At 58.9% G+C, this 22625-nt stretch carries 11 protein-coding genes and 3 pseudogenes; 7 read left to right on the top strand and 7 right to left on the bottom strand.

The genetic code is table 11. The features are described 5' to 3' along the window. Nucleotides 1-2: 2 nt before the first annotated feature. Nucleotides 3-290 (top strand): annotated as a pseudogene (locus O7A05_RS34340) (ubiquitination-like system serine protease family protein); the annotation flags it as partial. 72 nt (nt 291-362) lie between these two features. Here the strand turns inward: O7A05_RS34340 and O7A05_RS05965 are convergent. The 3 genes from O7A05_RS05965 to O7A05_RS05955 all read right to left on the bottom strand — a co-directional run bounded on the left by O7A05_RS05965 (nt 363) and on the right by O7A05_RS05955 (nt 1348). Next, entirely contained in the window at nt 363-512 is a 150-nt protein-coding gene (locus tag O7A05_RS05965; protein WP_337092063.1) for a hypothetical protein, read from the bottom strand. Nucleotides 513-753: 241 nt separating this feature from the next. After that, the gene (locus tag O7A05_RS05960) at nt 754-918 is read right to left on the bottom strand and encodes an excalibur calcium-binding domain-containing protein (protein WP_337092425.1); all 165 of its coding nucleotides are present in this window, start codon (nt 916-918) and stop codon (nt 754-756) included. Between the two features lie 178 nt (nt 919-1096). Then, entirely contained in the window at nt 1097-1348 is a 252-nt protein-coding gene (locus O7A05_RS05955) for a thermonuclease family protein (protein ID WP_337092062.1), read from the bottom strand. 550 nt (nt 1349-1898) lie between these two features. Here O7A05_RS05955 and O7A05_RS05950 point away from each other — a divergent pair. From O7A05_RS05950 to O7A05_RS05930, 5 genes are all read left to right on the top strand, one after another. Continuing rightward, complete coding sequence (locus O7A05_RS05950) at nt 1899-5300, top strand: TM0106 family RecB-like putative nuclease (protein WP_337092061.1); 3402 nt, start codon at nt 1899-1901, stop codon at nt 5298-5300. Nucleotides 5301-5600: 300 nt separating this feature from the next. Further along, nucleotides 5601-7466 (top strand): AAA family ATPase, encoded by a 1866-nt coding sequence (locus O7A05_RS05945; protein WP_337092060.1) that lies wholly within the window; start codon nt 5601-5603, stop codon nt 7464-7466. After that, entirely contained in the window at nt 7463-8122 is a 660-nt protein-coding gene (locus tag O7A05_RS05940; RefSeq protein ID WP_337092059.1) for a 4Fe-4S single cluster domain-containing protein, read from the top strand. The genes O7A05_RS05945 and O7A05_RS05940 overlap by 4 nt, the downstream gene beginning before the upstream one ends. Before the next feature lie 94 nt (nt 8123-8216). Continuing rightward, on the top strand, nt 8217-14369 hold the full coding sequence (locus O7A05_RS05935; RefSeq protein WP_337092058.1) for a protein kinase domain-containing protein: 6153 nt from the start codon (nt 8217-8219) through the stop codon (nt 14367-14369). Further along, a complete protein-coding gene (locus O7A05_RS05930; RefSeq protein ID WP_337092057.1) occupies nt 14366-15718 on the top strand; it encodes a hypothetical protein in 1353 nt (450 codons plus the stop codon). Before O7A05_RS05935 ends, O7A05_RS05930 begins: the two co-directional genes overlap by 4 nt. Nucleotides 15719-15939: 221 nt before the next feature. On the opposite strand, the pseudogene O7A05_RS05925 reads toward O7A05_RS05930, so the two are convergent. Beyond that, nucleotides 15940-16140 (bottom strand): annotated as a pseudogene (locus O7A05_RS05925) (integrase core domain-containing protein); the annotation flags it as partial. 260 nt (nt 16141-16400) lie between these two features. Between O7A05_RS05925 and O7A05_RS05920 the strand changes: the two are divergent. Continuing rightward, complete coding sequence (locus tag O7A05_RS05920; RefSeq protein WP_337092424.1) at nt 16401-17609, top strand: IS110 family RNA-guided transposase; 1209 nt, start codon at nt 16401-16403, stop codon at nt 17607-17609. Between the two features lie 13 nt (nt 17610-17622). On the opposite strand, the pseudogene O7A05_RS05915 reads toward O7A05_RS05920, so the two are convergent. The 3 genes and pseudogenes from O7A05_RS05915 to O7A05_RS05905 all read right to left on the bottom strand — a co-directional run. After that, nucleotides 17623-18536 (bottom strand): annotated as a pseudogene (locus O7A05_RS05915) (IS3 family transposase); the annotation flags it as partial. A gap of 305 nt (nt 18537-18841) precedes the next feature. Further along, nucleotides 18842-19903: a hypothetical protein gene (locus O7A05_RS05910; protein WP_337092056.1), complete on the bottom strand. Its 1062-nt coding sequence runs from the start codon at nt 19901-19903 to the stop codon at nt 18842-18844. A gap of 1561 nt (nt 19904-21464) precedes the next feature. Beyond that, a complete protein-coding gene (locus tag O7A05_RS05905; RefSeq protein WP_337092055.1) occupies nt 21465-22493 on the bottom strand; it encodes an aldo/keto reductase in 1029 nt (342 codons plus the stop codon). Nucleotides 22494-22625 lie beyond the last annotated feature (132 nt).

The raw sequence follows: 22625 nt of genomic DNA, 5'->3' as shown, positions 1-22625 counted from the left end.
CGATGGCACGCAGTTTGCGCCGAAAGGCGCACCTCCGAGGAACGGTCGCGCATCAAGCCGATGCACTTGCGCTCGCAAGGGATGCGGGTGACGTTGTTGTGGTAGAGCGGGGAGTGCCTCGCTCCCTCGTAATGCGCTGCCCAGACGGCTGCGGCGACATTCTCACCGTTAACCTGGACCCGCGCGCCGGCCCCGCGTGGCGCCTTTATCAGAAAGACGGGGCGACCACCCTATTTCCCTCTGTTTGGCGCGATACAGGGTGCAGGGCACACTTCATTTTGTGGGATGATGTGGTTTTTTGGATTGGCGAGCCATGGCATTCGCACGAACGTGCGGAGCTTCGAGTGCGGGTGGCCGAGCGTCTAACCAATCATTTCCGCAGCTTTGCGGACATCGCCGACGAGCTCAATGAGATACCATGGTCCGTCCTCGTGGAATGCCGCCGCCTCGTGCGAGAGGGGCGAGCACTCGAAGGACGAGACGACCAGCAAGGGCTCTTCCGGTCTGTGCATCAGTCATCAGCCTTCTAAGTTGGCCAGCGCTCACCCGGCTCTCAGCTTCCGAAGGGGCATGGTTCGGGTCGCAAGTAGGCCGAGCGTAAGACGGCTGGTAATAGCTCGAGCAAAGCAACGTCCGCTTTGGGCTGATCCCGGACCTTCGCACTGTCTCGAATGTCCGCTTGTGTGCTGGGTACCCAAACAGCCGACCGGAATCCAGTCGCGCTAAGACTTTGCAGGCGGCGGACGGTCATCACTAGCAAAGGCCCTCGCAAGGGATGCCATCCTTGTCTCGGTCGAGTTTGCCTCCCCACGAGCAGTTCTCGAGATACCAGCGAGCCTCTTCACACGAGCTGATTTGAGAGCAGTATCGCCGCGGTTCGCATGAATATCCGGTTTGCGCGACCTGACGGCGGGTGATGATTCGGACCGGGCTTGGACGAAGGAGCGCTATCCGCGTGCTCGGCGCGCCATTCCCAAGGCTCCTGGAAGGCTCCAGCCCACACGCCCAGCTTTGCCGCCTCCGCCTTCGCCTGCTGCGCCGAATATTCGCCGCGGCTGTAGGGAGGCCAGTCCAGTGCTTGGCCGTGCTCGACCATCTACGCGGCTACACCGACGCCGTCCGCACGCTGGCAGTCTCCGACAAACCGGTGATATCGGTCCCAGGTCACGAACTTGCATTGCACCGGCCCGGAGGCCGTTAGGAAGGCATCCAGTGCCTCGGCTGACCGGCGCCCGCACGGATAGTCAAACCCCTTAGCATCGCTGCAATACTGCTTAGTCTCTGGAGTATCGATGCCATTGAAGCGGATCCGCTGGCTGTGGATCTCGATCGTATCGCCATCGATCACGGATGCGACGCCTGTGATCGGCTCTGGCTTCGGCCCGAACCAGATCGAAACTCCGATGTCCGGAGTTCGATCACTATACCGCATCGTCGACTGCGTAGCTAAGGCGGCAGCGGCCGCCAAGGTCACGAAGATCACACGCAGCGGTAGGTGTGCTCGAAGCCGAGCACGTGAACGACCTGTGGCATTGCGCGTCCGCCACCGATCAAGGCGGCGAGCGCGGGTCAATCACGCCAATACTCTCTGCGAACGCCGGTTTCGAATCCTGCCAATAGCCGGGGTAGCTACTTTAAGTACGAGAAGGCGGAAAAACTGTCATCGTCGCGGCCGATCGCAGAGAATGGAGCGGCTGGATACAGCTGCTCCTTTGAGTTTGCATATAGCTCGTCGGCGTAATATCGAATGATCGGGAATGGCTTTTTTGCACGGAAATCGAGACGGCCGCGTTAACGGCTCAACACGCGGTGAGGTCCGGTGATTTCGTATGGAAATGAGGGTTATTTAGCGGCCTTCTTCTCCCTTGCCGTACTGTTACTAACTCCGGAGACTTGTTATGCTGAGAATCGGCTCCGAATTACAGTTGAGCGCCTCCGACCTGGTCGGCCACTTGAACTGCGGCCACCTGACGGCGCTTGACCATCAGGTGGCGGACGGCGCACTCGCGAAACCGAAGATCTGGGACCCGTTGCTAGAGATACTGCAGCTGCGCGGCGCCGCGCACGAGGCTGCATATGTCGATCACCTGCGGGCGTCCGGCTTTACGGTCGCGGTCATCGAGGGCAAGGGCATTGATGGCGGCTCGGTGGCCGCCACGATTGAGGCGATGCGCGCCGGCGTTCCGATCATTGTGCAGGCTGCGCTGCGCGCGTCGCCCTTCACGGGCCGGGCCGACATCCTCCGGCGCGTCGAGACACCAAGCGATCTTGGCGCCTGGTCCTATGAAGTCATCGACACCAAGCTCGCCCGCGAAACCAAGGGCGGGACGGTGCTGCAGCTCTGCCTCTATTCTGACCTCGTCGGGCGGCTGCAGGGCCTCGTGCCAGAATACGCCTACGTTGTCGCGCCCCTTACCGGCTTCGAGCCGGAGGTTTTCCGGATCAGCGACTATGCAGCCTACTACCGCAACGTCCGGGAACGCTTCGCCGCGTCCTTAAATGGAAACGGCGGCAGCTATCCGGAGCCGGTCGCTCATTGCGACATCTGCCGCTGGCGGGGCCGATGCGACGACCAGCGCCACCAGGACGATCACCTCTCCCTTGTGGCGGGGATCACGGCCGTGCAGCGCGGCGAGCTCGCCGGCCACGACGTCGTCACCATGACTGCGCTGGCCGAGCTGCCGCTGCCGCTGCCGTGGAAACCGGATCGCGGCGCCGTCTCGTCCTACAATCGCATCCGGGAGCAGGGCCGGATCCAGGTCGCGGGGCGCGCGGCCGGGCAGTTGCTGCATGAAGCGCTGCCGATAGAACCGGGCCTTGGCCTGTGCCGCCTGCCGGAGCCGGACGACGGCGACATCTTCTTCGATCTCGAAGGCGACCCCTTCGTCGGCGAAGGCGGCCTCGAATATCTCTTCGGCTATGCCTTCAAAGACGCGAAGGGCGTGCTCACCTACGTAGCCGACTGGTGCCTCACGCCGGCCGATGAGAAGGCCTCCTTTGAGCGCTTCGTCGATTTCGTGATCGAGCGGCGCGCGCACCATCCCGGCATGCACATTTATCACTACGCGGCCTATGAGGTGGGCGCGCTCAAACGCCTGATGGGGCGCTACGCCACGCGCGAGGAAGAGATCGACACGCTGCTGCGCGGGCTGGTCCTGGTCGATCTCTACGCTGTGGTCCGCCACGCCATCCGCGCCAGCGTCGAGAGCTATTCCATAAAGAGGCTGGAGCCGCTCTACGAATTCGCTCGCGCGGTGTCGCTGCCCGATGCCAACTATGCCTTGAGCAAGGTCCAGGCCCGTCTGGAGCTCGGGGACGCAGGCGGCATCAATGCGGATGATCGGGCCGTCGTGACGGGCTATAACCAAGATGATTGTGTCTCGACGGAGCGGCTTCGGGACTGGCTGGAGAGCCTGCGGACTGATGCGGTCGCTTCAGGCTTGGAGGTTCCCCGGCCGGCTCCGCCTGGAGAGAAGGCTCCCCCGGATATTACCGCCTGGCAGGCGCGAATCGATGCGGTAGCGGCCGTGCTGACCGATGGAATTCCGGTGGACTCCGCGGAGCGCAGCGCCGAGCAGCAGGCGCTCTACGTGCTGGCGAACGTGCTCGACTGGCATCGCCGGGAAGAGAAGGCGATCTGGTGGGAATATTTCCGCCTGGCGGCGCTGTCCGCGGACGAGTTGGAGGACGAGCGGGCAGGCATCGCCGGCCTCGAGTTGGTGGGTAGCGTGGGCGGAACCGTCAAGGCGCCTATCCACCGCTATCGATTTCCCCCGCAGGACGCGGAGTTTCGCGGCGGGGAGGATTTGCGCAGCGTCGGCGGCGAGCGGTTCGGCAAAGTCGAGGCCGTCGACCTGGAACATCGGTTCATCGACATCAAGAAGCGGGGCGATACTGCCGGTTTTCACCCCGAAGCTATCTTCGCCCACACCTACATCGATACGGGTGTTCTGGCCGAGTCCCTGGTGCAGATCGGCGAATACGTGGCCGATCGTGGCATTGCCGGTCCCGGTGCCTATAAGGCGGCGCGCGATTTGCTGCTGCTGCGGCCGCCCGATGCCGGAGGCGCGGCGCTGCACCAGCCGGGCGAGAGCCCGGTCGATGCGGCCTGCCGCCTCGCCTCGACCTTGCAGGGCGTGCTCGCCATCCAGGGGCCGCCGGGCGCGGGCAAGACCCATACCGGCGCCTACGCGATCCTTGCGTTGGTCAGGGCCGGCCTTCGCGTCGGGGTGACCGCCAACAGCCACAAGGTCATTCGCAACCTGCTCGCGAAGGCCGCCGAGGAAGCAGCGAAGGAAGGCTTCGACCTGCAGTGCTTGCACAAGGTCACGGATGCGGAAGACAATGTCCCGCACCTCACCTTCACCACAAAGAACCCCGAGGCCCTCGGCGCCTTTGCGAGCAGCTACCACGTCCTCGGCGGCACGGGGTTCCTGTGGGCCAGGCCCGATGCAGCTGGCCTCGTCGACGTGCTGTTCGTGGATGAGGCCGCGCAGATGTCTCTCGCCAATGTGCTTGCGATATCGCCGGCCGCCGCCAGCCTTGTCCTGCTTGGCGATCCCCAGCAGCTTGAGCAGCCGATGCAGGGCTCGCACCCCGAGGGTACGGAGGTCTCGGCCCTCGACCACCTTCTCGGCGGACGGCAGACCATCGCCGAGGACGAGGGCCTGTTCCTCGACCAGACCTGGCGCCTCCATCCCGACATCTGCCGTTTTACCTCCGAGCTGTTTTACGAAAGCCGCCTCCTTCCCCGTCCGGGTCTCGAGAACCAGACCATCCTGATGGACGGCCCGCTTGGCGGGAGCGGCCTGCGCTATGTTCCGGTGCAGCACAGCGGCAACCAGAATTCCAGCCCGGAGGAGGCTGACCGTATCTGCAATATTGTGCTGGGGATCCTTGCTTCAGGTGCAGGTTGGCGCGACCGCGAGGGTAACGATGCGTCGCTCACCCTGAACGACATCCTAGTTATCGCGCCATACAATGCACAGGTCTTTGAAATCCAGGCGCGCCTCCCAGGCGCGCGGGTCGGGACGGTTGACAAGTTCCAAGGGCAGGAGGCACCGATTGTAATCTATTCCATCACGACCTCCAGTCATGCCGACGCCCCGCGTGGCATGGAGTTCCTCTACAGCGCGAACCGGCTCAACGTGGCTACCTCCCGCGCCAAGGCACTGTGCATTCTCGTGGCCAATCCGGGCGTGTTCGAGCCGGAGTGTCGGACGCCGCGCCAGATGCAGCTTGCTAATGGCTTCTGCCGCTATCTCGAAATGTCTAACGTCGTTGATACTAGTTTCTCGTAGCCCGGCTTCGGGAGCACTACAAAAACGCGTTGAATCAGCTCGGGGTTCGACCCATGAAATAATAGATCGGGCGCAGCAATTGATCGTTTGCTGATCGAAGCATGCGCCCCGACCAGTCTCACCCTTGGAATAAAAATTGCGATATCGTCGCCTTAGCATTTCCCTTTCGTAAGCATGCGCGCAAACGGAACTTGGCTCCGGACCCACTTTCTCCTACCCTGGTTTTCTAAAAGTCACATAAGGTTTGGCCCGGTCCAACTCGAATCCAATCGTGGGCGGGCATCTTTCTGCAAAGGCGTCATGGAAGACGCCAGCCTCGGGGGGCGCGTGAACAGTTCTTCCTATTCTAAGCCCCGTTGGCTTAGAGATCTCACCCGATTTTTGTCGCTGAAAAGCCAGTTCGTGCTTACAGGCAACATCAGGGACTTGCAGGCGTCAGAAGTCGAAGCAGGTACAATCGCCGCTGTCCCTCTTTTGCATTGTCTGGAACGCGAACTGAAGGGCAGCGGCTACGAGCAAGTCATCTCGTTCCGACCATTCTCCGGATTCAGCCTTCCAAATGGGGGAACCGGCGATGAGCTGCAGGCCGCGATGGCGAAGGCGGGCCTAGGCTCGGAGAACCCCTCGGGAGCTGGAATTGAAGTACTCGCGGCGGTGATTGACGGGTTTGTTAGGTCCAAGGAAAAGCCAACCGCACTGATAGTTGATTTTGCATCGCGATTGGTGAACCGCAGTGATGTGCTTTCCCCAGCCGAGCACATGTTGTTCTCACGCGCACAAGTCGTGTCCCACACAGCATCACCGCGGCCCGCTGGCGAAGCCAGAAAACCGTTTTTCAACACAGTAATTTGGTTGGCAGATCGTGAAGCGGACCTCCCCGACTTTCTCACCGTAGGCAACCCGAGGATCCGTCATATCGCGATTTCGCCGCCTGACGGGATGACCCGCAAGGCTCTCGCCGGGACGCTCCTCCAGAGCTTGCCGGGCGCCCGAGAGACGCCATCAAACGAACTTGAAATAGCTGTCGATATGTTTGTAAGCCTTACGGACGGGCTTCTGCTCATGGACATGAGCGCCATCACTCAATTGAGCAGGAATGAGGGCCTGCGGGTGTCCGAGATCGGTGATGCCGTAAGGCGATACAAGGTTGGGGTAACTGAGGACCCGTGGCGCCGCCTTGATCGAAAGACGATCGCGGGGGCTGATGAGTTTATTGCCTCTCGCCTAAAAGGTCAGCATCACGCTGTTGTCCACATGCTCGACATTATCAAGCGAGCCGTTACAGGCATTGGGCGTACAGGCTCGGGCAACCGGCCACGTGGTGTTGCTTTCCTTGCTGGTCCTACCGGGGTGGGCAAAACCGAGCTCGCAAAAACTGTGACAAGTCTGCTCTTTGGAGACGAAACTGCATATATCCGCTTCGACATGTCAGAGTTCAGTGCCGAGCACGCGGACCAGCGGCTAATCGGCGCGCCGCCTGGCTACGTAGGCTATGACGTCGGCGGCGAGCTGACGAACGCCATCCGTGAGAAGCCGTTCAGTGTCGTGCTTTTCGACGAGATTGAAAAAGCTCATCCGCGAATTCTCGATAAGTTCCTTCAGATTCTCGACGATGGCGTCCTGACCTCAGGTCGCGGCGATCGCGTCTACTTCTCAGAGGCAGTCATTCTGTTCACGTCTAACCTGGGAATCTACAAGACTGATGTAGGGGGACAGAGGATCGCGAGCGTCCAACCCGACGAGCCGTATGAGAGTGTTGCAACGAAGGTTCGCGACGAGATCGAACGACATTTTAAGCTGGTTCTGAACCGGCCAGAAATTTTAAATCGGATCGGCGAAAACATCATCGTATTCGACTTCATCCGACGCCCCGTCGCGGAGCAAATTTTTGACCAAATTGTTTCCGCACTTCTCGAGAACTCCAAGTCCTTGGGATACTCCCTCGCGATAAGCGAGAAAGCCTACTCGGCGCTTCGCGAGTTGTGTCTACACGACCTGACAAATGGCGGCCGCGGCATCAGAAACATGATCGAGGCCCACTTGGCGAACCCTCTTTCTCGCGCTCTCTTTGACGCGGAAGCAGCCGGCGGCTCTTTTGAAATCACCGACATAACGTACGGGGCCGTTACGTCGGTCAAGTTGAGCGAGAGCAGCAGACTGACATGACGACGCCCCTTGCTCTATCACGGCTCCATTTCCCAGTCACAACACTGGGGCCAGGATCTCGGATCGGCATCTGGTTTCAAGGGTGCTCGATCCGTTGCCCTGGCTGCATTTCAGCCGACACCTGGGCTCAAAAAAGGGGCATGACGACTGTCGAGCAGGCTGTGGATGCCGTCACGCGATGGATTCCAAAAGCAAGCGGCATCACCATTTCGGGCGGAGAACCTTTCGACCAGCCTAACGCATTGGCCACTCTGTTGCGGGCAATCCGACAGGGATCGCGATTGGATGTTCTGGTCTATTCAGGATACCCCTTCGAGGCCCTTGACCACCACCTTCGAAACATGGGTGGGCTTATCGACGCTCTCATCTCCGACCCGTATGATATCGGCTCTACCCAAACACTCGCCTTGAGGGGTAGCGACAACCAGCGGCTCCATCTTTTGACAGAATTGGGCAAGGCACGCCTTGCCTCCTTTGAACGGCCAATCCGGCCGGACGAAAAGAGGCTCGATATGATGGTCGATCCATCCGGCGAGATCTGGATGGTGGGCGTTCCTGGTAAGGAAGATCTAAATCGCCTCGCCCGCCTATTGGCCAGCCAAGGGCACCGCGTCGAAACGAGCCAAGACCGATCGAATAGAGCAAGCCATGATTAGATTTTGCCCTAATTGCAACACTGAGCGCCCTTTGAGCGAAATCTTCTGCCAAGGGCAACTGCCAGATGGGGCTACGTGCAACTGGGATCTTTCGTTGACACCGATCCGCGAACGCGGCCACGGCCACGATACTGCGCCGCCCTCGCCAAATGAGAAGTCAGTTTTGAGGCGCTGTTCAAACGGCCACGAAGTCTCGGAAGGCGATCTAATTTGCATAGCTTGCGGCGTCGAAGTCGGCGAGGTTGACGCGGAGCGATCGTCGTTGGGAGCCTCCGCGATCCCAGATGCAGGACCAATCTCGGTTCATGTACCGACGGAGATCGCGGGCTGGACGATCGAACGACGACTGCCGTCGTCGAGTGCAGTATGCGAACGGTTCGTCGTCTCGCACGGCAACAGCGAGCGAAGAGGTGTCTTGTCCTTATTTGCTGACGGCTCTGAGCCCGACGTTTCGGTATACGACGCTCTCAGAACTATGCCCCACGACCACCTTCCTGAGATTTTTGAGGTGGGTCGGTGGGAAGACCGGTCCTATGAGATCAGTGAGGATATTAAAGGCGGAACTCTGGAGGAGGCGAGGCCTGACGGGCGAAACCTGGAAGCTGTCCGGAGTGTCATCTATGAGATCGGCAAAGCGCTCGGGTCATTCTCTCAATCCGGGTTAAGACATCGGGACCTCAGGGCAGCCAACATATTGGTGAGGAGCGCCGATCCGCTGGATCTTGTGGTGACAGGCTTCGGCTCGGCGAGGCTCTCTGACTACGATCTTGACGTGGTCGCCCCTCTTGAGACCACTCGCTACATGGCTCCAGAAACCATCGCCGGCGGCGTAGCAGCTGCCTCGGACTGGTGGAGTCTGGGTATAATCGTACTTGAGATAGTCACGGGCGGCGATTGCTTCCAAGGCGTCAACGAACAGGCTTTCCTAATCCACGTGCTGACGAACGGCGTTGAAATCCCCCAGGACATTGATCCGGGCTTAAGTCAGCTACTGCACGGTCTGCTTGCTCGGGATCACCGCACCAGATGGCAGTGGCAAGAAGTTCGAGCATGGCTTGAGGGCAAGCATGTCGAATTACCTCCTGAGGCCGAGCGTGGCGTAGACACGGAGGGCCATGCCGGGATCAACCTCGGCGGCAAGAGTTTTAGGAAAGCCTCCGGCTATGCCCTGGCTGCGGCACAACCCGCGAATTGGGACGAAGCACGAAATCAAGCGGCGCGCGGAGTGATCGCGGCGTGGGCTGAAGACGCGGGCCTCGATCCTTCCATGCAGTCCGCGATCCGACGTCTCGGTCATGTCGAGGGACTTTCTGAAGATCTTAGGCTGGCCATGGCGCTCAAGGTGCTTCACCCGGCGATGCCACTTGTTGTCAAAGGCAACATCGTTACGCCCGGTTGGCTTCTCGACCATCCCCAGGAGGGAACGGAGCTCATCTTCGGCCCGGCTACCGAATTTTTAGGGCGCCTTGGTGCAGAAGAATGGCTTCGGCGTCTAAGGCTGCGGGGCGAATCGGTTCGGTCAAAGGCACAGCAATTCAGCATCGCTCTGAACGAGGATGAGCTCCAGATACATCTCCTGTCCACTTCAAAGGCGAGACTGGGTGCGCTATTGGAGGACCGGCGCCGAATCCTGCCCGACACAGAGCATCCCGGCCTTGTTTCTCTGATAGAGAGGCGCCAGACGACGGAGGAGGACTTAATTCTCCTTTTGTCCGCCGAAGTATCGCAGTTCAGGTCGGTCGACGAGATTATGGACCGGGCTCAAGAAGAAGCACGTCGAGCGGGCGTGCCACCAGTTGATGACGGCGAACTTCGGCAGATGCTAGGCAATTCCCGGCGCGACCTGCACAAGATGATAGACGAACGGCTCGAAGGCTTCGCAAGATGTGGGATCGAGCGCGTCGACGAATGGTCAGACCGTTTCCGCCTTGACCGCCGAATAGCAATTGAAAGGGCGGTAGTGCTGCTCTCGATTCCTTCGCAAAGCTGGAAGGAACCGCCAAAGCAGGCTTACGTCGCGACGCTGCTCGACTACTTCTCGAAGAAGGTGACTGGCAGCATTCTGCGAGGGCCACTGACGCGAATGGTTATCGGTAAGACGACACCTCGAGTGGACATCGTCGAACTCGGAACCGAGAGAAGGCCGGCGGCGGCGCTACTAGATCACCTGCTGGCCAGAACCGAGAGAGCCGAGGAATTGGATCCTGCAGCCTTCGCAATGTCAGAGACCCTTGAGCGGCGACTCCGCTCGCTGCATTCTCACGCAACACTCTACAAGCGAGATACCGGCATCGACGGGCTTTATCTTGGCTTCCCGTTTTTGCTTCATCGAGATGATCGAACCAAGACGAAGATAGCGCCAATCCTGTTATGGCCGATCAAGGTCATCCCGGAGGTCGGTAATCGCGGGCATGCATCGATTGTCTTCGACCGCGACCGAGAGGAAGTTCGCCTCAATCCCGCTTTCGAGGGGATGATCGGCATAGATGCTGCGCGCCGTTGGCAAGACGCTGCCAAGGATCTCCTCGGTCGAGCTACCCTTACTGCCTCCGATGTCATTGATGGCTTTGGCAATCTCGCTGATCCCACAGGCAGAACGCTGGACCGACTGCCGAATAAGGATGCACAAGCGGATTTCGGCAGACCGCTGATCTCTTGCTCTGCTGTTTTTTTTCACCTTGCCTACATGGGGCAAGCGATAGCTGAAGATCTGCGGCAGCTGAAGAGTAAGGATCTAAGTGGCAGTGGGCTGGAAACAACTCTGAAGGTCGCCGAAACGGAACCCAGTCTGGCGTTCCGGGCTCCTGTTCCTGAAGCGGATAGGTATTTCACTGTTGACAGTGACCCCTCACAGGAAGCGGCTGTTCTGGAAGCCCGTAATGCTCCTGGCCTGCTGATCGAAGGGCCCCCGGGAACGGGGAAAAGCCAGACGATTGTTAACATGGTCGCCGATGCGATCGGCAGAAAGAAGAGCCTGCTGGTCATCTGCCAGAAGCAAGCTGCCCTTGAGGTCGTAAAAAAGAGGCTCGTAGCAGAGGGGCTAGATGGCCGCCTTGTTATGGTCACAGACATGAACGGCGACCGAGAGCCGATGCTCAAGGCAATCCGAGACCAGCTAGAAAGCCGGCGCGGTGCATTTTCCGGCCAGGCGTGGCGTCGCGATCGCCAGAGCTTGGCTCAACGCATTGAATCCGTGGAAGGTGAGCTCGACAAGCATCACGAGGCGCTGCATGCAGAGGACGAGCAAACTGGACTCACCTACCGAGCCATCCTTGGAGAGCTGATAAAAATAGAGCAGGGACACGCTCCGTTGAATGTCCCGACACTGCGTCGGGTTCTCTCAGCCCTCGTGCCGGCGGAAGTTTCTGCGCTCGAAGAGACGTGCGGGCCACATGTGCGTTACTGGCTACCTGCTGACTTCGAAGACAATCCCCTTGCAGTGCTGAAGATCTTCAACCCTGATCCGGCGAATGTTGAGGCGTTCAAAGAAGATCTGATTGCGTTCGTACGGAGGGAGGCAGAGCGTATCAGCGTTCTCGCTCGCACCGCTAATGCGTCCCCAATGGCAGAGCCAGAGCCCTACCGAAGCTGGCACGCGGCACACGACGCGGAATTTCTCGGGCTCACAGAAGAACGGCGGAGCGAACTCGTTCGGTGGTATGATCTTTTCAGCCGGAATCCGGACGGGTTGAGCCCAGCTTTGCAACTCGTTAAGCGGCTCGAGCAACTGGCGGAGAAATTTGTGGCCATCGGAGGGCCGCCCCCACCGGTTGGATATGTTAAACGGGCAGTCGCTTTTTCCGATGCAGAGCTTTCGGGTTCGAACGACCTTGCCACTTTAGTTACCGCGGAGCCGTCTTCGCTGGGCCGATTAAATCCGTTCCGCTGGATGCGAGGTAGGAAGCTGCGAGCGCTTCTCACGGATCTCGCGCTAAACCCCGACGATCCGCGCACATTCCTCGAGGCAACTCTTTGGGAACGCAGCCTTAGACCGATTAGGCGAGAACTTGTGTCTGCGCTCGGCGAGATCCAAGAGCAAGCCTCCTTGCTATTGGAACTCGATCCTACTCATCTTGGTCGGCTAGCCAGCGATCGGGCGTTGTCCGTTTCCAAAGCGCAGGAACTTGCTGATATTGCCCGGGCGTATCCGGAACCCACCAGGATGGAGGCCACTCTCAAGGCCGGAACGTTGTCCGCATTCGAGAGTCTCAGGGATAGCATTGAGCAGGCGTTCGAACGGTATGAGGCGAAACAATTTAGCCGAGCAGCCGTCAGTAATCTGGCGCAGTGGTTTGAACAGAAATGGATCGCACACTGCGTTCACTTAGTCGAAGTCGATCAAGCAAATGCCGCTGCCATCGAGCCGATCGTGCGGACATTGGCGAAATTGGAGCCCTATCAACGCTTTAGGCTGCGCATCAGTGCATTGTCGTCAGAGGCGCTTGAAATCTTCCGGCTGCTTAGGCCGAAGTCGCACGAGCTAGCGGCGATACCTGCTGAACGCCTCGAGGACGAAACGCGTCGGATAATTAGGCGGGAGGCGCTTCTGGTCTGGAAGACGCGGCTAGAAGCGACATATCCGGTACTCTTGTACGAGGCAGCGGAACTGACGAGCAAGATTCGATCTCTCTTTGAGGCGGAACAGTCGATGCGCCGCGCAAACCGGCAGATGCTGACCAACGGAATAGACTTCACGAAGGTCGCTTCTGATCGGGAATGGGAGCCGATTACCAGATTGCGGGGCCAAAGGGCTCAACGGCTTCGCGAGTTCATGGAGAAGGGTCCGGATCTCGGCCTATTGGAACTTCGTCCGGTTTGGCTGATGAACCCGGACGTGGCGAGCCGCGTCTTGCCGCTTCGCAGGGGGTTGTTCGATGTCGTCATTTATGACGAAGCCTCGCAGATGCCAGTAGAATATGCACTTCCGACACTGTTTCGCGGGCAAGTGGTTATTGTCAGCGGCGACGAGAAGCAGATGCCCCCAACCGCCTTCTTCTCCAGCAAAGTTGAGAATGACGAAGCCGACGTTTTCGATGGCGATGAGCCAGAGGAAAATGCCACTGAAGCTGAGCGCGAAAGCTACGAGGAGACTTGGAACCGGCGAGAGATCAAAGACTGCCCAGACTTGCTCCAACTCGCCAAGGCAGTTCTGCCGACTACCACTCTACAGATCCATTATCGGTCCGAATACCGCGAACTCATAGGCTTCTCGAACGCATCCTTCTATGCAAATCGGCTCAACATTCCAGTTAGGCATCCAGATGAAGAGATACGCAGAACCCGCCCAATAGAGGTCATCAAAGTGGATGGGGAATATCAGGACCAAACCAATAAAGCCGAAGCCCAGAAGATCGTCGAGGTTGTCGCTTCGATCTGGAGATCTGGCGGACGACTTCCGACCACCGGTGTTGTCACGTTCAACCGAAAACAGGCCGACCTGATCGAGGAAATGTTGGACGATGCCGCCGACAATGATGAATGGTTTCGTGCCATTCTGGCTAAGGAACGAGACCGGGTTGAGAAGGGTGAGGACGTCGGCTTCTTCGTAAAGAACGTGGAAAACGTTCAAGGCGACGAACGCGACTACATAATCTTTTCGTCAACCTTCGGGCGAAATGCGCAAGGTAGCTTCCGTAGAAACTTCGGTGTGCTCGGGCAGAAGGGTGGGGAGCGTCGGCTAAACGTAGCCGTAACCCGCGCCAAATCTAAGATAATTATGGTGACTTCGATGCCAATTGCCGAGATATCGGACATGTTGGCGAGCCGAAGGCGCCCCTCCATTCCCCGTGACTATCTCCAAGGTTACATGGAGTACGCAACCGCTGTGTCGAGCGGCGAGTTCGAAGCCGGGCGAACACTGCTTGGGCGCATGGTCACAGAAAGAAATGGTGGCAAGAACGAAAACGACAGCGACTTCGACGGGTTCGCAAAGTCTGTTTTTGACTACGTGTCCAGCCTGGCAGTCACAGCTCACGCCGTGAACGACGGAAGCGCCTTCGGCATAGACATCGCTGTCGAGAACCCTCGAACCGGCCTCTATGGCATCGGCATCGAGTGCGACGCCCCACGTCACCGAATTCTTGCAAGCGCTCGTGCAAGGGAGATTTGGCGCCCGGCCGTTCTGCGTCGAGCAATTCCACACGTCTACCGCGTATCTTCCCACGGCTGGTATCACACCGGTGACGAAGAGCGGCTACGGCTCAAGGCAGCTATTGAAAGCGCCTTGTACAGGGAGGCGGCGGAATGAGCGGTCCGAAGGTGGTGCGAATTGTTACTCGTGAGGAACTGGTTGCAATCTGCGAAGGCCAGATCGCTGCTTTCGAGGCAATGGTTGGTTCTTGGGAACGTTTCGGTGAGAGGAACCGATGCGTCGACCAGCAAGACATCGATCAGACCCGTGATCGTGTGAGGGCGATGCGAGCCCTGCTCGCCGGCGACAATTTTGCGGAAGTCCAGAAGCGCATTCCCGCTGAAATATCGTTCCTCAAATCTGACATGGACCGGCGCATGAATGCGACCGCCGACGCGGCAGCCGTAACAAGGAAGCGTGCTCATCAACTCAGGCGCTCAGCAGAAACCCTCGCGAGATCATTGCGTGACAAAGATCTGCCAGTACCAGAGGAGCTTTCAGATCCGTCTCGGCATTCGGACGAGGCTATTCGGAAAGCCATCAGCGCTGCATTTTCCGATTTGGCCCTTGCAGGTTCAGATGGGGGCATATCCGATCGACAGCGCGCACTTGCTGATTCACTTGGAGTTGGAGAAGAACGAACGAGTCTTGCCACCTGGCTTGAAGGGCAAAGCGGAGACTTTGTCGACGACCCTCTCGTCGCTGCGCTCGACCGGAAATTAGACGAACTGCGTATTTTCGATCCGGAAGCAGCTACGACGTTCGCTGCACGGTTAGACGCGGTCGCTGCAGAAAGTGGCACTCGGCGCGGCCTGCTGGCCGACAGCCTCACCATAGAGCTGTCGGCTGCGCGGCGCGAAGCCGTGCAGAAGATTGAGATCAGGAGCGAGCTAGAGGGCATTCGGGCCGAATTCACCATCCTTGGCAGTCAAACCGCAAAAGAACGCATTCGCGCAATTGAGCAAGCGTTGGCGACGGTGACAGCGAAGGACGAGTTAGAGACCGCATTGGACGAAGCCAAGTCAGCCCTTGAAAATCTGAGAAATGAACAAGCTATGACCCTTCGCAGGCAAGCGATGCTGGAGGGGTTGGCGGAGCTGGGCTACGAAGTGAGGCAAGGAATGGAGACTGCTTGGGTAGAACACGGTCGCGTCGTGCTGCGAAACTCGAAGTCGCCGTCTCACGGCGTCGAGCTCGGAGGAAATCCTGAAAGCCTTCTCCAGATCAGGACCGTAGCATTCGACGAACCTCATCGAGTGACTGATAGAAAGGGCGACGTTGACGCCGAGACGGCGTTTTGCGCGGACTTCGAAGGTCTTCAGAAGCGCTTGGCTGCGAGCGGTGGAAAGCTGTCATTGGTTAAGGCGCTAGGAATTGGCGCGACGCCTGTGAAGATCGTACCGGCCATGGACTCTGTGTCGGAGCCGGCATCCACGATTAGCCATCATAGTTCGCGGCTCACCTAGACCAGGCGATCCTGGAAACTCTGATTTCCTTCGAGCGAAGAAGGAATTCCACAGAAAAACCGCTGGCGCGCCCGGCTGCGCTATAGGAGCGGGGCGCAAACGCCATCGCGGGCTTGTTAGGCGCCCTTTTTGGGCGCCGATCCGTACTCATCCGGTGAACACTGACCTGAGACCCTTGTTCCCTCCATTTCAATGGAGAGTCCGGCGCTTCATTTCTGGCCTCATGCGGCCTGTTTTTCCAGCGCCATTTTTATGGCGAATTCGATGGGCGTGATGTTGCCCAGGGCTGAGTGTGGTCTGTTGCGGTTGTAGTCCTCCTTCCATAGATCGATTGCTGCCCGCGCTTGCGCGAGGGTGGAGAACAGCGTTTCGTTCAAGCATTCGTCGCGAAATCGGCCGTTGAAACTCTCCACGAATCCGTTATCCGGCATGTTGTTCTCGGTGCCATCGTTTGTTCGGTCGTCAGGTTTCGTTAAGCTTGGCGCATCCGGGCCACGGGGCACCGGGAGCACGCAAGTGCGGGCAGGCCGTCGTATGCAGATGAACTGCGAGTTCGAGCACGTTATCTGGCCGCCCCTACGACTCGCCCGGATGCGCTGCGAGCGCGGATCCGTATTTGTCGTGTTGCCCGCTGGCTCCCTGTTCGTGACCAACGATGGAGGGAACCGTGCGTATTATCGGCATGGACATACACCGCGTAGCCGCCGAGGTCGTGTCGTTGCTTGACGGCAAGATCGTCAAGCTCGGCCGCGTTCAAATGCTGCGCGATAAGCTCGAAGTGTTCGCCAAGAAGGAACTCACCCATGACGACCACGTGGTGATCGAGGCGACCGGCAATGCCGCGGCCGTCGCCGAGGTGCTATCGCCCTACGTGGATCGGGTCGTGATCGCCAATCCCAAGCAGGTGCACATGATCGCGCACGCAAAGGTGAAGACTGACACGATCGACGCCACAGTCCTTGCGAAGCTCTACGCCTCGGGCTTTCTGCCGGAGGTCTGGGTTCCGGATCCGGGGACCCTTGCCCTCCGAAGACAGGTCACCAGGCGGACACAGCTGGTTCGCCAGCGTTCACGGCTGAAGAACCTGATCCAGTCCATCCTCCACGCCCACCTGATCCCGCCTTGTCCGCATGGGAACCTTGTCGGGATCAGCGGGCGCAAATGGCTGACGAGGCAAATATTGCCTGCGGATGAGCGCACTGCCATCCAGCGCCACCTCGGCTTGATTAACCAGATCAACGAGGCTTTGACGGTAGTCGAGGCGGATATCGCGGTGCATGCGCTCCAGGATCCGACAATCCGCCGCTTGATGACGTTGCCCGGCCTCGACGTCACGGTGGCTGCGAGCGTTGCCGCGGCAATCGGAGACATACGGCGCTTCAGCGATCCACAGAAGCTCGTCGCCTATCTTGGCCTCAATCCGAGCGTGCGGCAGTCTGGTGAGGGGCCAGCCTATCACGGGCGCATCACAAAGCAGGGCCGCGGCCATGCGCGGGGGATGCTGGTCGAGGCGGCATGGGCGGCTGTGCGATCGCCAGGACCTCTACGCGCCTTCTACAAGCGCATCGCCTCGCGCCGCGGAAAGCACATCGCGGCCGTCGCCACCGCGCGCAAGCTTGCAATGATCATCTGGCACATGCTGAGCAAGAATACCGACTACATCTGGGCCCGGCCGGCCTTGCTCGCCCGCAAGTTTAGATCGGTCGAGCTGCGTGCCGGCCTTCCGACCAGCCATGCCAGACGCGGCACCGCCTTCGACTACAACATCCCGGCCAAGCGCGCCGAAGAACGATCCCGAATAGAGAAGGCGGAAGCTGCCTATGCAGCAGCGACTTCCCGATGGCGGACGCGACCGAACAGGCAAAACGCTGTGGAAAAAGCCGCCGAATGAGAAGAAGGGGCTATTCTACAACATCCGTCTGCATCGGCTTTCCGGGTGCGATGTAGTGCCATTCGACGCCGCTCTCCTGGCACCATTTGAGGATCGCCATCGACGTCAGCTCGGTGCCGTTGTCCGAGACGATCGTGCAGGACCTGCCGCGGCGGGCGATGATGGCGTCCAGTTCCCGAGCGACGCGGGCGCCCGACAGCGACGTATCCGCGACCAGCGCCAGGCATTCCCGCGTGAAGTCGTCGACGACGGCCAGAACCCGGAACCGTCGTCCGTCCGTGAAGGCATCGCTGACGAAATCCAGGCTCCAGCGCTCGTTCATCCGGCCCGGCGCGATCATCGGCCTTCTCGTTCCCAAGGCCCGCTTGCGGCCGCCACGCTTGCGGACCTGGAGCTTCTCCTCCCGATAAAGCCGCCGCAGCTTCTTCTGGTTCATCACGATCCCTTGCCGTTCAAGCATGATGTGGATGCGCCGGTAGCCAAAGCGGCGGCGCTCGGCAGCCACCGTCTTCATCGCCGCTCGGACGACGGCATCGTCCGGCCGGATGCTTGTGTAGCGAACACTCGAGCGATCGACGAAAAGTGCCTTGCACGCCCGACGCTGGCTCACCCCATGCCGCTCGCAGGCGTGGGCCACAGCGCATCGCTTGGCATCGGGCGTCACCATTTTTTTGCGGCGACATCCTTCAGGATGGCATTGTCCAGCATCTGCTCGGCCAGCAGCTTCTTCAGTTTGGCGTTCTCCTCCTCCAAAGCCTTCAGCTTGCGGGCGTCGGAAACGTCCATGCCACCGAACTTGGCCTTGTATTTGTAGAAGGTCGCTTCCGAGATCCCGTGCTTGCGGCAGACATCGGCGGTCTTCATTCCCGCCTCTTGCTCCTTCAAAATCGCGATGACTTGTTCTTCCGTGAACCGTGAACGCTTCATTCGTCCGTCTCCTTGAGCGGGACGAACTCTACCAAAAACTGCAGGAGCTTCAGGGTCTCAGGTCAAGGATGATACCCTCACGTTGCGAGCACGCGTGGTCCGCTGCGACAGGCCGCGGGTCGCTAGGACCCGCCGAGCAGCTTGGGATGTTGTAAGAAGCCTTGGGGCCGCAATCGCCCCGACAATAACAGAGGCCCCCGCCGCGGACATGCCCAGGAAAAGCGCGTTCAGCAGCCAGCTAGATGGCTGAGGGCCTTTTGGGGAGCGCAGGACGCATGCGAAACTGCAGGCCTTTGGGTTTCCTGCTACTGAGGAAGCAAAAGCGGGCTTGTTCGCAGGATATTGAGAGTGTGTGCCTGAGCCACCGCACCAGCCTTGTCCGCTGCTGCGGTTGTACAGGGTGGAAGGTAATTTGCCCAACGGGGGGTTCCATCAACCAATTCTGGATCGTATTCGAAGCGAGGCCCTTTGTTTAAGGCTTTGTATTTTTGCCGTATGCAAATCGGAATGAAGGTTAACGTCAGTTGGTCTTTGGCAATGCGCTTATAGTTAAGTAAGCCATCGCTGCTATTGGGACCGGTGAATCGATCTATAACCCAGCTAGGGCCACCCTTTACGCCAGATGTAATGGTGAAATCGACTATCGTCTGAATTTGACCGATGGAATATTTCAGATCCGAATTGGCAATTTTTGGCGTCCCACTCGGGGTCTTAGTGGGCCAAACGGAAATGTCGTTCATATCGGCGGTCATAAAATAGTACATGAGCATCTCTTGTATTCCGAGTGTGCCACCTAGTTCCCTGCCTTCGCCGCAGGGGACCGACGGCTTCTCCGCGCCATAAGCGAAATGGGCAGCGGGGCCTTCGGTATCGAGCAAGTCCTTGTGGGGTGGAGACCGCACAAGACGTTCAAAATCCATGGATGAAAACAGTGTCAGGACTCGGTGCGAACCCTCGGACAATGACCCATCGGCCGATAAGGTGAGAGGCGTGGATATGGCACCTAGATTGACAAATTTAGTGGACGGGCTTGAGCCGACAGTTGAGGTTGCGTCGAGCTGCAACTGTGCCTCCCCGACATATTCGATTTCCTGAAACAGGTTCTTCAAGGTAAAGCGGCGGTCTGTAGATACTACAGCATTGTCCTCACGCCGCGCCAATCCGGGATCATTAAAATATCTAGGGATCACATGAGAGTCGTCATTTGCCGCTTGGTATAGTTCGCATTTCAGATTGGCAATCAGAGCTGCTATTTTCGGTCCGGCAGGGGCATCCTTTGGCCCGGCCGCTGTCAAATCGAAGGCAGGCACGTTGCTACAGCTTGAAGTCACAACAATAGCGGTAAGTGCGGCGAACTTTCGGATCATCCCACTGCCCTCCTAGAGACGCCCTATTTGGGCATCTGGGCACAGAATCTTGAAAACTTCAACTTAGCTTAAATACAATACACACGAATCTTTCTCCGCCGTTTGAAATCGTCGAGAGCCCCGAACGCAAGATCGCCTCAGCAGTGCGGATGATGTATAATCGTCGCCCGAAGCACAGCGGGCCCGACCGCCGCCAACCGATTGGCCTGAGGCCGCAGAGGAGATTTGGGCTCATCGGCTCTGGGTATGCTCGGGATAAACCCGTCGCCACCTGATTGGCGCGAAGCTTGGGCGTCTTTCGGAGCGCAAACGGCAGCATTGCCCTGATTTTAGACTACTAGTCATTTAATGAAGGTCCGCTTCGCGCCGCATCATAGCGGTCCAGCGCGAAACCCTGACATCCTGAAAGCCGTCGTTCTGTCGGCCGGTGCGCGATCCTGTCGCGAAGCCTCTTTTGGGAGGCAAGCGGCATGGGCCGCATTTCGCCACGCGCAATAGTGCCCGGTAGTTCTTGCAATCATCGAAAACTCGGTTCCCTACACTCCGCCAAATCGATGATTCGTCTTCGCCTCCAGCATGGTGGGCCTCGAGCGCTTTCGAGCTGCGCGGGGTACTAGAACGCCTAACGCTCACGTTCGCAAGCGGCAGCTACTGACACCTCCGCTAAAACCGTCAGACCGCTGTCGGCCCATGTTCGTCATTCACAGGGGAGGCAGGCCCAATGAGACCGCAGCCAACAACCTTTCAGGGTATGCGGCAAACCCAAAAAACGAGCCCGCGTTGGCGTCAGGGCGCCCGCGCTAAACAGTCGATTTCTCCAGCTAAGGGTCACTTTCAGTGTTCTTCGGTTCACCAGACTATACGAGATCATACGAGGGATATGGGTTGGGCTATAATCCGCTAAACCCTGATTTTCTTTGCTATCCGGGTACCATTTTGTTATTTATCAAAGGTTTCGCCAACAGGATGGGCCTGAGATGGTTCGCGTAAAATAAAGTCCGCGTGAGCACATCCACAAAGGGATCACGCCGATGCGATGACGTACGGTCTTGGAGACAATCGAGCCGCACACATGCATTCAGCGCACCGCAGTACATTTATGCAGCGATTTCAAAAGCGCTCCTTTTTTACGGTAAAATTGACGGTAAACCGTGAAGTGCCGCATATAGATATTATGTAAACTCAATAACATAGGGTGGTTGTAAACAATGGAGTGGGAGTAGGGGGAAAACGGCGGCAATAGCGGCGCTTTCGCTGCCCTATGAATTGCCCTCTTGTCCATATCTGACTCCTATTCGACTGAGAATCTCCATCTCCGATCTGGCAGACGCGATCTGCGCCCACATCCCGGATCAAGTAAAGTGCTTTCGAATGGCGAGAGCGCTATGGCGTAGAACGGCGTGCGTAAAGGCGTGTCCGCTTTGCGCCCCTCATTCAAACCCATGCGCACCGCATTGATCTCCGCCGAAAGCGGTCATTCGATCCGCGGGCGGAGATCGACAGTTCCGCACTCCATTTGAGATTTACAGCTGGACAGTGAATGCGCATCAACCCTCGTCGGTCATGGGAGGGGGGCGCCCTGCGCAATCAATCCGCTGTCTCTGAGGTCGGTCCACAAGCTGGATGGGATGTCCTCGCGCAGATAGGCCAGGTTCTGCTCGAGCTCATCCGCCGACCGGGCGCCGGGAATGACGCTCGACACCAACGGATGGCCGAGTGGGAACTGTAGCGCCGCCGCCGGCAATGAAACGTCGTGGCGGGCGCAGACCGCCTCGATGCGGCGCACGCGCTCCAGCACCGGTTCGGGCGCCGGCCGGGTGTTGAAGGTCGCGCCCTTGACCGCGCCCGTCGCAAGGATGCCGGAATTATACGGTCCACCGATGATGATCCTGGTGCCGCGCTGCTCGCAGAGCGGCAGCAAAGTCGCCAGCGGCTCCTGCTCGAGCAGCGTGTAGCGGCCGGCGAGCAGGAAATAGTCGAATTCCCCTGCGACGACGAAATCCGACAGCATCTGCCACTGGTTGATGCCGACGCCGACCGCCTTGATGACGCCCTGCGATCGTAGCTCGTCGAGAGCCGGATAAGCGCCGTCCATGGCTTCGCGAAAACGGCTCCTCGCATAAGGATCTTCGCCGGGGCCGAAATGGATCGCCTCGTCCGGATCGTGGATCGAGACCATGTCGACATAGTCGGTGCCGAGCCGCTTCAGCGTGCCTTCGAGCGAACGCATCACGGCATCGCGCGAAAAGTCGAACTCGGCGCGGAAAGAGCCGGGCTGATCCCACAGCGCGGGCTTCAGCTCCTCGGGCGGGATCGGCACGAGGTCGTAACCGATCTTGGATGAGATGACGATGTCGGCGCGGGATAGCGATTGGATCGCAAGGCCCAACCGCGTCTCGCTGACACCGAAACCGTAGACAGGGGCGGTGTCGAAATAACGAATGCCACTGTCATAGGCCGCGTGCACGGTGTTGACCGCGGCATTCGTATCGACGGCGCGATACATGTTGCCGAGCCCCGTGCCGCCGAGCCCGATCGTCGTCACCTCTAGCCCGTTCTTCGCAACGGCCCTGAACTCGATTCCAGCCATTTTTTTGCTTCCCTTGATCCCTGCTTTTGTCCGGGCCGGCTTCCCGCGGCGATTGGGCCCGAAAGCCCGCCATCGGGCCACATCGAAAGGCCATTGACACCTAACTTGTCATATAACAATGTAACCACATGA

It is taken from the genome of Mesorhizobium argentiipisi (SeqCode), from assembly GCF_037179585.1.
Classification (GTDB): Bacteria; Pseudomonadota; Alphaproteobacteria; order Rhizobiales; family Rhizobiaceae; genus Mesorhizobium; species Mesorhizobium argentiipisi.
Note: the sequence above shows the minus strand (reverse complement) of the source record. Positions and strands in the feature narration are given on the sequence as shown.